This is a genomic window from Sanguibacter sp. TS_SC_8 (genome assembly GCF_055361235.1).
The window spans coordinates 392396-405772 of the sequence record NZ_CM143955.1; the positions used below are offsets into that span (position 1 = coordinate 392396).

Genomic DNA, 13377 nt, shown 5'->3' on the forward strand with positions numbered 1-13377 from the left:
CCGCTGACCGGCCTATCCGGTCAGGCCGCGTCCGCCGCGCCGGCGCCGGCCGAGGTCGTCACCCAGCACGGCGCGCTGGTAGTCCTTGCCCGTGTCCCCTGACAGGAGTCCGAGGATCACCCGTCCGAGCAGGCGCCAGACGCCCGCCTCCGCCTCGAGCGCCAGCCGCCCCCCGAGCTCGGGCAGACCGGGGACGAGACACTCGGTGATGTAGTCCTGCTGGCCCACGCGCACAGCCTTGGCCTCGACCGGGTTCCCGACCGCCCACGCGACGGCCTCCGTGCGGCACAGCTCCGCGAGCCGGCGGACCGGCGCGGCGAGGGCTGCGTCGCGGGCGACGAGCGCCTCGTACCCGGCGAGCAGGTCCGCCAGGTCGTCGGCCGGTGCGCGGCGGGCGGCGCCGCGGGCGTACACCTCCAGGCTCATCAGCTCGGCGGTCAGCGCGTGCGTGTCCCCGCCGAGCCAGTCCGTGCTCTCCCGCCACGTCTGCGTCAGCGCGCCCGACCGGAGCCGCTCCACGAGCGCGAGGTCCGGTGGCGCGAGGACGTCAGCCACGGCGTCCCAGCCCAGGGCGCGGTGCGTAGCGGTCTCGGTGACCTTTGCCAGAAAGGTGGCGGGCAGGCCCATGTCAGCCATCTCAACCACCGATCGCGCTCATCGGACGGTCCGGCTGCAAGAATCCTTCGTCGTCGATGCCGTGTCCGGCCTGCTTGCCCGCGATGCAGCGGCGCATGAGGGCCGCGACGTCGGCGTCGGTGGCGTCCCCGCGCAGCAGCGGGAGCAGGTCGGACTCGGTGCGGGCGAAGAGGCAGCTGCGCAGCTGGCCGTCGGCAGTCAGCCGCACCCGGTCGCAGGACCCGCAGAACGGTGCGGTGACCGAGGCGATGACGCCGACCGTCGTCGGGCCGCCGTCCACCTGCCAGATCTCGGCCGGAGATGCGCCGCGCTCACCCACGGGGGTGAGGGTGAAGGCCGCGGAGAGCCGGTCGAGGATCTCCTCCCCGCGGACCATCTCGGCCCGGTCCCACGTGTGACCGGCGTCGAGAGGCATCTGCTCGATGAACCGCATCTGGGCGCCGCGGTCTGCGGCGAACCGCACGAGGTCGACCAGCTCGTCGTCGTTGACGCCGCGCATGGCCACGGCATTGATCTTCACCGGGTCGAGCCCGGCGGCCCGCGCGGCGTCGATCCCGGCGAGGACGTCGCCGAGCCGGTTGCGGCGGGTGAGCGCGAGGAAGCGGTCCGGGCGCAGGGTGTCCAGGCTGACGTTCGCCCGGGCCAGGCCCGCCTCGGCCAGCGGCCGTGCGAGCTCGACCAGGCGCAGCCCGTTCGTGGTGATCGAGACCTCGAGGGGCCCGTCAGGTCCGTTGATCTGGGTCATCCGGCGCACGACGTCGACTACGTCGCGTCGCAGCAGCGGCTCGCCGCCGGTGAGGCGGACCTCGGTGATGCCCAGCCCGGCCGCCACCCGGGCGACCCGTTCGAGCTCGTCGGTGGTGAGGATGTTGTCCTTGGACAACCACTCCACGCCCTCCGCAGGCATGCAGTAGGTGCAGCGCAGCGAGCAGCGGTCGGTCAGGGAGATGCGCAGGTCGCGGTGCACCCGGCCGAAGCGGTCGACCAGCGGACCGGTCCCACCCTCGGGAGCGGGGGAGGGCGCAGCGGTGACCGGGGCGGCGATCTCGCGCAGCCCCGGCGTCGGCAGCCACCGCGTGCCCGCTGCGTCGGCTGAACCCGCTGAACCCGCTGAACCCAGGCTCATGTCAGTCCCACCCAGGCGTGCGTCCCGTCGTCGGTACTCTGGCGCTTCCACACCGGCAGCTCGATCTTGACCGCCTCGACGAGGTCCCGGCAGGTGTCGAAGGCGTCGGCCCGGTGCGCGCTCGAGACGGCGGCGACGAGTGCGTAGTCGCCGACCGCGAGCAGACCGACCCGGTGGCTCACGGCGACCCGCACCCCGGTGCGGGCGAACCGGGAGGCGATCTCGGTGAGGATCCGTGCGGCGTCCGGATGGGCGCTGTACTCGAGGGAGACCACCTCCCCGGTGGCCTCGGGGTCGTGGTCGCGCACCTGCCCGACGAAGGTCGCGACCGCCCCGGCGTCGGGGCTGGCGACCGCCTGCAGGTGCTCGTCGAGGGACAAGGGGGCCGCGCTGACCTGGGCCAGGAGCGCCATCAGTGGTCACCGCCGTCGAGCTGGGCGAGCACGTGGCTCACGAGCGGGAGCAGGACGTCCAGGCCCTGGTCGACCGCGGCGGGCGACCCGGGCAGGTTCACCACGAGCGCGCCTCCGTGGGCGCCTCCGTGCACGCCTCCGGCGAGACCGGCGATCCCGGCCAGACCTCGGGAGAGCACCGCGGACGCGGTGTGCTCCGCCCCCGCCCGGCGCAGCGCCTCGGCGATCCCGGGCAGCTCGCGGTCCAGCAGCGGGGCGGTGCCCTCGGGGGTCGCGTCCCGGGGCCCGACGCCGGTCCCGCCCGTGGTGATCACCACGCGCGCTCCCTCGGAGAGCGCGGCGGCGAGCGCCGCGCGGACGGGCGCCGCGCCGTCGGGCACGATCATCGTCGTGGTGGTGAAGCCGGCGCCGGCGAGGCGCTGGGCGGCGAGCGGGCCGGAGGTGTCCGCCCGGGTGCCGGCGGCACTGCGGTCGGAGACAGTGATCACGGTGGCGCGGGGGGTGGAACTTCGATCCGGCTGCATCAGTCCAGAGTAGTCGAGCGAATCTGATTACTTCTGGGACCGGGTGTGAATAATGGGGTCATGGCCGCACCGCGCACGGAGACGTTCCGCACGCTCGCTTCGCCGAGCCGGGTGGAGCTGCTCCACCTGCTCCAGGGGCGAGGCCTGCGCACGCTCGCCGAGCTCGTCGAGGCGACCGGGCTGCACCCCAACACCGTCCGCGAGCACCTCCAGCGCCTCACCCGCGGTGGCTACGTCACCTCCACCGTCGAGACCCGCACCACCCGCGGTCGCCCGCGCACCCTCTACAGCGCTGCCACCGGCGGCGACGCCGCGACGAACGACGGCGTCGCACGCAAGGTCGCCTCAGCCGCCGAGCGCGGGGACCAGCTGCGCCGGTACCTCGCGGCCACCGCGGCCGCCACTGCGGCCACCGACGCGGCCGAGAAGCCGACCGGGAAACCGACGGGGAAGCCGGCTTCGGATCAGGTCGAGGAGGCGGCGGGAGTGCCGGCGAGCGGTCCGGTGGATCCGCAGTCTCTGTCGGAGGGCGCCCTCCACCAGATCGACGCCCTCGACGACCACCTCGACCAGAGCGGTTTCAACGCCCGCATCGACGAGGTCGCACTCCAGGTCAAGATCACCGACTGCCCTTACCAGGAGATGGTCGCCGCTTCCCACGGCATGGTCTGCGTGGTGCACCTCGGGCTCGTGCGCACGGTCCTGTCCCAGGTCGGCGGGCCGGTCACGGCGCGCGAGCTGCTGCCGTTCTCCGGCCCGGGCTGCTGCACCCTCACCCTCGACGCCAGTGCCGACGCCGAGACCAGTGCGGACGCCGAGACCAGCACCGGCCCCGGGACCAGCGCCGGCGCCTGACGATGCGCCCCCGCAGGACCACCCGCGGCGGGCACGGGATTATTCACGGCGAAGTGCCATTGCGGGGCCCTTGGTCCCAGAGAACAATCAGCCGCATGTGTATCGCCGAACCCGACGTTCGCACCTGACCCTGAGGACGCATCAATGACGACTGCGAAGACTCTCCTCTCCCCAGACCTGTCCAACTGGGACCCCGAGAACGAGGAGACCTGGGACCCCAAGCTGGCCTGGCGCACGCTGTGGATCACCACGTACTCCATGACCCTGGGCTTCGCGACCTGGTACCTGGTCAGCGCGATCGCCCCCCAGCTGAACTCGATCGGGTACTCCCTGACCACCGGGCAGCTGTACTGGCTGGTCGCCGTCCCGGGCCTGTCCGCGGGTCTGTTCCGGCTGGCGTTCATGTTCTTGCCGCCCATCCTGGGCACCCGCAACCTCGTCGTGCTGAGCTCGGCTCTGCTGCTGCTGCCGATGCTCGGCTGGACGATCGTGGTCCGCGACGCCAGCACCCCGTACTGGGTCCTGCTCGCGCTGGCCTTCGCCGCCGGGATCGGCGGCGGCACGTTCTCCGGGTTCATGCCCTCCACCAGCTACTTCTTCCCACGCCGGCTCGCGGGCACGGCCCTGGGCCTGCAGGCGGGCCTGGGCAACTTCGGCATCAGCCTCGTCCAGGTGCTCACGCCGTGGGTGGTCGGGTTCGGGCTGCTCGGCACCGCGACGCTCACCCCGCAGTCCACGACGGACGGGTCCCTCGTCTGGTTGCACAACGGCGGCCTCGTGCTCGTCCCGTGGGTGGTCCTGGCCATCATCCTCGCGTTCGTGTTCCTGCGCCGGGTGCCTGTGAAGGCGAACTTCCGCGAGCAGATGGACATCTTCAAGCTCAAGCACACCTGGATCATGACGGCGATCTACCTCATGTCCTTCGGGGCGTTCAGCGGCCTCGCGGCGCAGATGGGTCTGCTCATCAAGAACCTCTACGGCGATTTCGACGGCGCCCCCAACCCGCTCGCCTTCGCCTTCATCGGCCCGGCCCTGGGCGCGTTGGTCCGCGCCGGGTCAGGGCCGCTGTGCGACCGCTTCGGCGGTGCGATCTTCACCTTCATCGGTGGTGTGGGCATGACGATCGGCACGATCATCACGCTCTTCTTCCTCACCCCGTCGACCGTGGAGGAGTTCTGGGGCTTCCTCACCGGGATGCTCATCATCTTCTCCTTCGCGGGCTTCGCCAACGCCGGCACCTTCAAGCAGATGCCGATGATCTTCCCCAAGCGCCAGGCGGGCGGTGCGATCGGCTGGACCTCGGCGATCGCGGCCTTCGGCCCCTTCCTCGTCGGGATGGCGCTGTCGGTCATCAGCCCGACGGCGTTCTTCATCCAGTGCGCGCTGTGGTGCGCCTTCGGCACCTGGCTGGCCTGGCACTACTACACCCGCCCGGGCGCGGAAGCGCCCAGCTGATCCACCTGCCCCACCCTCGCCGCCGGACCGAACCCGCGATCTGCCCGCACGACCAAGGAGCACCATGACCACCGAGACACCGCCCCAGCAGGCCGCGACCGACGGCCCGGTCGCCGACTCGCTCATGAAGCTCGGCCGGTTCCTGCGCCGCGGGAAGGTCTCGGAAGACCTGCGGTCCCTGTTCCTCGAGGGCGGCAGGTCCGGCGACTCCTTCTACCGGGACCGGTGGTCCCACGACAAGGTGGTGCGCTCCACCCACGGGGTGAACTGCACCGGGTCCTGCTCGTGGAAGGTGTACGTCAAGGACGGCATCATCACGTGGGAGACCCAGCAGACCGACTACCCCAGCGTCGGCCCGGACAGCCCCGAGTACGAACCCCGCGGCTGCCCCCGCGGTGCGGCGTTCAGCTGGTACACCTACTCGCCCACCCGGGTCCGCTACCCCTACGTGCGCGGCACCCTGCTCACGCTCTACCGGGAGGCGAAGGCGCGACTGGGCGACCCGGTGCTCGCCTGGGCGGACGTCACGGGCAACCCGGAGTCGGCGCGGGCGTACAAGAAGGCCCGCGGCAAGGGTGGCCTGGTCCGGGCCACCTGGGACGAGGCCGCCGAGATCGTGGCGGCGGCGCACGTGCACACGATCAAGACCTACGGCCCCGACCGGGTGGCTGGGTTCTCCCCGATCCCGGCGATGTCGATGGTCTCCCACGGTGCCGGCGCCCGGTTCATCAACATGCTCGGCGGGACGATGCTGTCCTTCTACGACTGGTACGCCGACCTCCCGGTCGCCAGCCCGCAGGTGTTCGGCGACCAGACCGACGTCCCCGAGTCCGCCGACTGGTGGAACTCCTCCTACCTCATGATGTGGGGCTCCAACGTCCCGGTCACCCGCACTCCCGACGCACACTTCATGACCGAGGCCCGCTACCGCGGGCAGAAGGTCATCACCGTCTCGCCCGACTACGCCGACAACACGAAGTTCGCCGACGAGTGGCTCGCCCCTCACCCCGGGACCGACGGCGCGCTGGCCATGGCCATGGGCCACGTGATCCTCAAGGAGTTCTACGTCGACCGGCGCACGCCGCGGTTCGAGAGCTACATGAAGTCCTACGCGGACGCGCCCTTCCTCATCTCCCTCGAGCAGCGCGGGGACGCCTGGGTGCCCGGGAAGTTCCTCACCGCGGCCGACCTCAGCGCCGCTGAGCTCGCCGGTTCCGCTGCCGGCGACGCGACCGAGGCCAACCCCGCCTTCAAGACCGTCCTGCTCGACGTGACCGGCGTCCCCCGGGTGCCCAACGGTGCCCTCGGGCACCGCTTCGGCCCGGTCGACGAGGGCCGCTGGAACCTCGACCTGGGGGACATCGACCCGGTCCTGTCCATCTCCGACGGCCCCACCTGGGACGGGGAGACCGCCGCGGTCGACCTGCCGCGATTCGACGTCACCCCCGGGGCGGGCGAGGAGCAGACCGGTGGCACCGGCGTCGTGCATCGTGGGGTACCGGTCGCCCGGGTCGCCGGGCGCGTGGTGACCACCGTCTTCGACCTGCTGCTCGCCCAGTACGGCGTCGGCCGCCCGGACCTGGGCCTGCCCGGGCAGTGGGCCACCGGGTACGACGACGCCACCTCCCCCGGCACGCCCGCCTGGCAGGAGGAGATCACCTCCGTCCCGGCCGAGAAGGCCGAGCGGATCGGGCGGGAGTTCGCCGAGAACGCCGAGCAGTCCGGTGGGCGGTCGATGATCCTCATGGGTGCCGGGACCAACCACTGGTTCCACTCCGACACGATCTACCGCACCTTCCTCGCCCTCACGACGATGACCGGCTGCCAGGGAGTCAACGGCGGCGGCTGGGCACACTACGTCGGGCAGGAGAAGGTCCGCCCGCTCACCGGCTACAACCAGTACGCCGGCGGCGCGGACTGGGTCCGCCCCAGCCGCTCGATGATCGGCACGGCCTTCTGGTACCTGGCCACCGACCAGTGGCGCTATGACGGACTGCCCGCCGACCAGCTCGCCTCCCCGCTGGCCAAGGGCATGTTCTCCGACCGCACGACCGCGGACTGCCTCGTGGAGTCGGCCAAGCGCGGCTGGATGCCCAGCTACCCGACCTTCGACCGCAACCCCCTCGATATCGTCGACGACGCCGAGGCGGCAGGAGTAGACCCGGCCCAGTACGTCGTCGACTCCCTCCAGGACGGCTCGCTGCGGTACGCCTGCGAGGACCCCGACGCCCCGGAGAACTTCCCGCGCGTGCTCAACGTGTGGCGGGCCAACATCCTGGGGTCCTCGGGCAAGGGCAACGAGTACTTCCTCAAGCACCTGCTCGGCACGGACTCCTCCGTCCGCGCCGAGCAGTGCGAAGGGGACCGCCGTCCGCGCACCATGGACTGGCGCGAGGACGCCCCCGAGGGCAAGCTCGACCTCCTGGTCACCACAGACTTCCGGATGACGAGCACCACCCTCTTCTCCGACGTCGTGCTGCCGGCGGCCACCTGGTACGAGAAGCACGACCTGTCCTCCACGGACATGCACCCGTTCGTGCACTCCTTCAACCCGGCGATCAAGCCGCCGTGGCAGACCAAGACCGACTTCGAGCTCTTCCACGTCATCGCCGGCAAGGTCTCTCAGATGTCCGTGGAGCACCTCGGGGTGCGCAAGGACCTCGTCGCCGCGCCGCTGCTGCACGACACCCCCGACGCGATGGCCACCCCGCACGGCACGGTCGAGAACGACCTGCCGATGATCCCGGGCGTGACCATGCCCAAGCTCATCGTCGTCGAGCGGGACTACCCGGCGCTCGCGGCCCGGATGGCAGCCCTCGGCCCGCTGACCACGAAGCTGGGGATGACCACCAAGGGCATCACCTTCGACCCCACCCCCGAGGTCGCCAAGCTCGCCAAGGTCAACGGCACGGTCACCACAGGCCCGACGGCGGGGCTGCCGCGCCTGGACACCGACGTCAAGGTCTGCGAGATGATCCTCGCCCTGTCCGGGACCACCAACGGTCGGCTGTCCGTGCAGGGCTTCCGGGCTCTGGAGAAGCGCACCGGGCAGGAGATCGCGAGCCTGGCCACCGACCACGAGGGGACCCGGATCACCTTCCCGGATGTCCAGGCGCGGCCGGTCTCGGTGATCACCTCCCCGGAGTGGTCCGGCTCCGAGCACGGCGGCCGGCGCTACACCGCCTTCACGATCAACGTCGAGCACCTCAAGCCGTGGCACACCCTCACCGGGCGGATGCACTTCTTCCTCGACCACGACTGGATGAGCGAGCTCGGGGAGAACATGCCGGTCTACCGGCCCCCGCTCGACCTGCACCGGCTGTTCGGGGACTCCAAGGTCGGGTCGATGGACCCGACCGGGGCGCCCGGCAGCGAGGGCCACGCCGAGGTCGCGGTCCGCTACCTCACCCCGCACTCGAAGTGGTCCATCCACTCCGAGTACCAGGACAACCTCTTCATGCTGTCTTTGTCGAGAGGGGGGCCGACTATCTGGATGAGCCCCCAGGACGCCGACAAGATCGGGGTCCGGGACAACGAGTGGATCGAGTCGTACAACCGCAACGGCGTCGTGGTGGCCCGGGCGATCGTCTCCCACCGCATGCCCGAGGGCACGGTGTACATGTACCACGCCAAGGACCGCACGGTGGATGTGCCCCGCACCGAGACCTCCGGCCGGCGCGGTGGGATCCACAACTCCCTCACCCGGGTGCTGCTCAAACCGAGCCACCTCATCGGGGGCTACGCCCAGCTGGCGTTCGCCTTCAACTACCTCGGCCCGACCGGGAACCAACGAGACGAAGTCACCGTGATCCGTCGCCGCAGCCAGGAGGTTGAGTACTGATGAAGGTCATGGCCCAGATGTCGATGATCATGAACCTCGACAAGTGCATCGGGTGCCACACCTGCTCGGTCACCTGCAAGCAGGCGTGGACCAACCGCACCGGCGTGGAGTACGTCTGGTTCAACAACGTCGAGACCCGCCCCGGCGTGGGGTACCCGCGCGGCTACGAGGACCAGGACAAGTGGGGCGGCGGCTGGGTGCGCAACCGGCGCGGCCGGCTCAAGCTGCGCAGCGGCGGCCGGTTCGCCAAGCTCGCGACCATCTTCTCCAACCCCAAGCTGCCCGAGATCCACGACTACTACGAGCCGTGGACCTACGACTACGACATGCTGCTCAACGCCCCGGCGGGGGAGCACACCCCGGTCGCGCGGCCCAAGAGCCTGCTGACCGGCAAGGACATGAAGATCGCCTGGTCGGCCAACTGGGACGACAACCTCGGCGGGTCCCCGGAGACCATCCAGGACGACCCGATCCTGGCGCACATGAGCGAGCACGTGGCCATGGAGTTCGAGAAGACCTTCATGTTCTACCTGCCGCGCATCTGCGAGCACTGCCTCAACCCGTCCTGCGTGGCCTCGTGCCCGTCGGGGGCGATGTACAAGCGCGCCGAGGACGGCATCGTGCTCGTCGACCAGGACGCCTGCCGCGGCTGGCGGATGTGCGTCTCGGGCTGCCCGTACAAGAAGGTCTACTTCAACCACAAGACCGGCAAGGCCGAGAAGTGCACCATGTGCTACCCGCGCCTGGAGGTCGGCCTGCCGACCGTCTGCTCGGAGACCTGCGTCGGCCGGCTGCGCTACCTCGGTCTGGTGCTCTACGACGCCGACCAGGTCGCCAAGGCCGCGGCGGTGGAGGACGAGAAGGACCTGCTGGAGTCCCAGCGCAAGGTCTTCCTCGACCCCCACGACCCGGCCGTGATCGAGGCCGCCCGCGCCGAGGGCATCCCCGAGGACTGGATCGACGCCGCCCAGAAGAGCCCCATCTGGAAGCTCATCCAGGAGTACAAGGTCGCCCTGCCGCTGCACCCGGAGTACCGCACCATGCCCATGGTCTGGTACATCCCGCCGCTCTCACCCGTCGTCGACGTCGTGGCGAACTCGGGCAACGACGGCGAGGACGCCCGGACCCTGTTCGCCGCGATCGACAAGCTGCGCATCCCCATCGAGTACCTCGCGGGGCTGTTCACCGCGGGCGACGTGGCCCCGGTCGACGCCGTGCTGCGCCGCCTCGCGGCCATGCGCTCCTACATGCGTGGCATCAACCTCTTCGGCGACGAGGGTCGGGACGAGTCCATCGCGGCCGCGGTCGGCATGACCGGGGTCGAGATCGAGGAGATGTACCGGCTGCTGGCCATCGCCAAGTACGAGGACCGCTACGTCATCCCCTCGGCGCACTCCGAGCAGGCCGCCGAGCTCGAAGAGCTTGCGTGCTCCCTCGACTACGAGGACGGTCCGGGGATGGGCGGGGCGGGGCCCTTCGGGTCCTCGAGCGGACCCGCGGTCCCGGTCGCGGTCGAGAACTTCCACGTGCTGCAGGACCGCCAGACGGCGGACCGGCCCTCCACCCCGGGCCGGGTCAACCTGCTCAACTGGGACGGCAACGGCACCGCCGGTGGCCTGTTCCCACCCCGGTCCACCCCCACGACGAGCGACCCCCTGCGCGACCCCACGGCCGAGGAGAACTGATGGCCCTGCGTCCACCCCCGCACATCACGCTCAACGTGATGCCCGAGCCCACGCCGTCGATCGCCATGACCCGGGAGCAGCGGGCGCTGACCCACATGGCAGCCTCCCTGCTGCTCGACTACCCCGACCCGGACTTCCATATCCGTACCGAGCAGGTCGCCGCCGCGCTGGGCACCCTGCCCGACGCCGTCCGCGGAGTCCTGGAGACCTTCCTCGCCACCGCGACGGCGACCGACGCCCAGGACTTCGAGAAGGCCTACGTGGGGACCTTCGACCTCAAGCGCAAGTGCTGCCTGTACCTGAGCTACTACGCCGCCGGTGACACCCGGCGGCGCGGGCAGGCGCTGGTGACCTTCATGGAGGCCTACCGGGCCGCGGGGTGGGAGTTCGACGCCGCCGAGCTGCCCGACTACCTCCCGGCCGTGCTGGAGTTCTCCGCGGTGAGCGAGTCGCCCGTCGCCGAGCAGCTGCTCGCCGCGCACCGTGAGGGCATCGAGGTGCTGCGCGCCGCCCTGCTCGCGGTGTCCAGCCCCTACGCCGGGGTGATCGAGGCCGTCTGCATGTCCCTGCCGGAGATCGACGACGCGACCCGGGACCGCTACCTCGCCCTGGTCAACGAGGGACCGCCGACCGAGACGGTCGGGCTGACCTTCCTGGGCGACCTCAAGCCCTTCGCCGCCGGCGGCGCCGCACCCGAGGAGGCCCGGCGATGACGGCGTCGGGTCTGGCGGCGGTGGCTGTCCTGGCCGAGACCGGCTCGGCGTCGGTGGGCACGCTCGGGGTGCTGCTCTGGGTGGCGCTGCCCTACGCGGCGGCGGCGGTGTTCGTCGTCGGGCACCTGTGGCGGTACCGGTACGACAAGTTCGGCTGGACCACCCGCTCGAGCCAGGTGTACGAGAACCGGCTGCTGCGTCTCGGGTCGCCGATGTTCCACGTGGGCATGCTCATGGTGATCGGAGGGCACGTCGTCGGGCTCTTCATCCCGCGGGAGTGGCTGTACGCGATCGGCATCACCGAGCACGCCTACCACCTGGGAGCGACGTGGATGGGCACCGCCGCCGCGATCCTCACGATCGCCGGCCTGCTGATCCTCATCTACCGGCGCCGCACGGTGGGGCCGGTGTTCCTCGCGACCACGCGGATGGACAAGGTCATGTACCTCGCCCTCGGCGGGACCATCCTGTTCGGGACCGCGGCGACCGTCATGCTGCAGCTCTTCGGTGAGGGGTATGAGTACCGCGGCACGATCTCGCCGTGGGTGCGCAGCCTGTGGTCGCTGCAGCCGGAGCCGGAGCTCATGGCCGGGGTGCCGCTGATGTTCCAGCTGCACGTGCTGTCCGCGACGGCCCTGTTCATCCTGTGGCCTTTCACCCGCCTGGTGCACGTGTTCTCCGCCCCGGTCGGCTACCTCGTGCGGCCTTACATCGTCTACCGCTCGCGTGACGAGCGCACCGGGTCCCGGAAGAAGCGCCGCGGCTGGGAAGAGATCAAGCAACCCGACCCGGACAAGCTCCGCCGCCTATAACCCGCAGCCGCCCCCCGCCCCCGCCCCGCCGCCCGGTGTACGAATCCGGCCCCGTTTCATGGGTGAAACGGGGCCGAAACCGTGCACCCGAGCCGAGGGGGACCCGGGACCCGGGACCCGGGTCCGGTCGGCCTCGCGGGTGGGGTCAGGGGAGCTTCTTCTGCCAGAGGCCGATCACGCCGGTGGGGCGGAAGCCGAGCGCGACGTTGATGGCGAGCATGTGCTCGTTCTCCTCCGCGTTCCACGTGTGGATGCGCCGCAGCCCCGGTCGCTGCCGCTGCAGCTCGCGCAGGTTCGCCGTCTTGAGCAGCATCCCGAGGCGGTGCCCACGATGGCCCGGGAGCACGAGGGTGTCGTCCTGGAAGGCCGGCTCGGGGTCGCCGCGCGTCACGACGATCTCGGTGTACCCGACCAGCTCGCCCGTGGCCACGTGCTCGGCCGCGCACAGGAGGTAGCCGCGCCCGGTCTCGGCCAGGGTGCGCTCGGAGTCACGGATCCGGGCCGCGTCCCAGGGGTCCTCGACGAGGTCGAGGCCGGCGAGGGGCAGTGCGGTGGACATCCGGGTGGCCAGGGTCGCGTACTGGTCGAGGAGATGGTCGGGGCAGCGGTCAGTCCAGCTGATGATGCGGTAGGCGTCCCCGGCCGCGGCGAGCGCCTCCGCGTGCAGGCGGTCCACGTGCGCATCCTCGAGCGGCAGGTGCAGGATCGAGTACCGCTCACCCTGCTCGAGGGTGTAGCCGTGGCTCAGGGCGAAGACGGCGGCGGGGTCGTCGGCGCTGATCCGGCCGCTCCCGGTGGGCGGGACGAGCGCGTGCGGGTCGTCCGCCGCGCTCTCCCGGTCGTGGGAGCTGTCGAGGATGACGGTCGTGCGCCCGTGCTCGGTCGCGACCTGCTCGGCTGCGACCAGCAGCGCAGAGCCGATCCCACGGCGCCGGTGCTCGGCGTCGACGCTCACGCTGACCGAGGCCAGGTGCGTGTTGCCGGCACGGTCGAGGGTCACGTGAGCGACGCCGAGCACGTCCTGGGCGGTAGGTTCGGCCGGGGCGGGGCTCACGGTCGCGACCATGGGTACCCGGGCGCTGTGGGTTTGGTCGCGGAGCCCCGCGAGCAGGATGTCGGGAGGGGAGGCGAGGTCGGCGTGTCCCCACGTGGCGAGCTCGGTCGCGGCCGAGATCCGGTGGGCGCCGCGGACCGCCCAGGCGTCGGGGGAGTTGATGCTCTCGGGGAGCGGCATGGGGGTGATGGTCCATGAGGTCATACCCTGAGCGTCGCAGCCCCAGACCAGCGCGGCAACGGAATATCGCCCCGGCGGACGGC

Annotated in this window: 11 protein-coding genes; 6 read left to right on the forward strand and 5 right to left on the reverse strand. The window is 71.0% G+C overall.

Going from position 1 to position 13377, the window contains the following annotated elements; translation table 11 throughout:
- Positions 1-12 precede the first annotated feature (12 nt).
- From ACWA15_RS01760 to ACWA15_RS01775, 4 genes are read right to left on the reverse strand one after another with little or no spacing between them, the layout of a single operon-like run.
- Positions 13-645, reverse strand: coding sequence for a hypothetical protein (locus ACWA15_RS01760; RefSeq protein WP_464057662.1), 633 nt, complete (start codon positions 643-645; stop codon positions 13-15).
- Entirely contained in the window at positions 638-1762 is a 1125-nt protein-coding gene (moaA, locus tag ACWA15_RS01765; protein ID WP_464057664.1) for a GTP 3',8-cyclase MoaA, read from the reverse strand. The genes ACWA15_RS01760 and moaA overlap by 8 nt, the downstream gene beginning before the upstream one ends.
- Positions 1759-2175, reverse strand: a complete 417-nt coding sequence (locus tag ACWA15_RS01770; protein ID WP_464057665.1) for a molybdenum cofactor biosynthesis protein MoaE — start codon at positions 2173-2175, stop codon at positions 1759-1761. The genes moaA and ACWA15_RS01770 overlap by 4 nt, the downstream gene beginning before the upstream one ends.
- Complete coding sequence (locus ACWA15_RS01775; protein WP_464057667.1) at positions 2175-2699, reverse strand: MogA/MoaB family molybdenum cofactor biosynthesis protein; 525 nt, start codon at positions 2697-2699, stop codon at positions 2175-2177. The genes ACWA15_RS01770 and ACWA15_RS01775 overlap by 1 nt, the downstream gene beginning before the upstream one ends.
- Before the next feature lie 60 nt (positions 2700-2759).
- Between ACWA15_RS01775 and ACWA15_RS01780 the strand changes: the two genes are divergently transcribed.
- The 6 genes from ACWA15_RS01780 (at position 2760) to narI (ending at position 12060) form a co-directional block, all read left to right on the forward strand.
- Positions 2760-3554: a helix-turn-helix domain-containing protein gene (locus ACWA15_RS01780; protein WP_464057668.1), complete on the forward strand. Its 795-nt coding sequence runs from the start codon at positions 2760-2762 to the stop codon at positions 3552-3554.
- 144 nt (positions 3555-3698) lie between these two features.
- Positions 3699-5009 (forward strand): MFS transporter, encoded by a 1311-nt coding sequence (locus tag ACWA15_RS01785; protein ID WP_464057670.1) that lies wholly within the window; start codon positions 3699-3701, stop codon positions 5007-5009.
- A gap of 64 nt (positions 5010-5073) precedes the next feature.
- A complete protein-coding gene (locus ACWA15_RS01790) occupies positions 5074-8850 on the forward strand; it encodes a nitrate reductase subunit alpha (protein ID WP_464057671.1) in 3777 nt (1258 codons plus the stop codon).
- Positions 8850-10535 carry a nitrate reductase subunit beta gene (gene narH, locus ACWA15_RS01795; protein WP_464057672.1) on the forward strand — a complete coding sequence of 562 codons (1686 nt, stop codon included), beginning with the start codon at positions 8850-8852 and terminating at the stop codon, positions 10533-10535. Before ACWA15_RS01790 ends, narH begins: the two co-directional genes overlap by 1 nt.
- A complete protein-coding gene (gene narJ, locus ACWA15_RS01800; RefSeq protein WP_464057674.1) occupies positions 10535-11248 on the forward strand; it encodes a nitrate reductase molybdenum cofactor assembly chaperone in 714 nt (237 codons plus the stop codon). Before narH ends, narJ begins: the two co-directional genes overlap by 1 nt.
- A complete protein-coding gene (gene narI / locus ACWA15_RS01805; protein WP_464057675.1) occupies positions 11245-12060 on the forward strand; it encodes a respiratory nitrate reductase subunit gamma in 816 nt (271 codons plus the stop codon). Before narJ ends, narI begins: the two co-directional genes overlap by 4 nt.
- Positions 12061-12205: 145 nt before the next feature.
- Here the strand turns inward: narI and ACWA15_RS01810 are convergent, their stop codons facing one another.
- Positions 12206-13318 (reverse strand): N-acetyltransferase family protein, encoded by a 1113-nt coding sequence (locus ACWA15_RS01810; RefSeq protein WP_464057677.1) that lies wholly within the window; start codon positions 13316-13318, stop codon positions 12206-12208.
- Positions 13319-13377 lie beyond the last annotated feature (59 nt).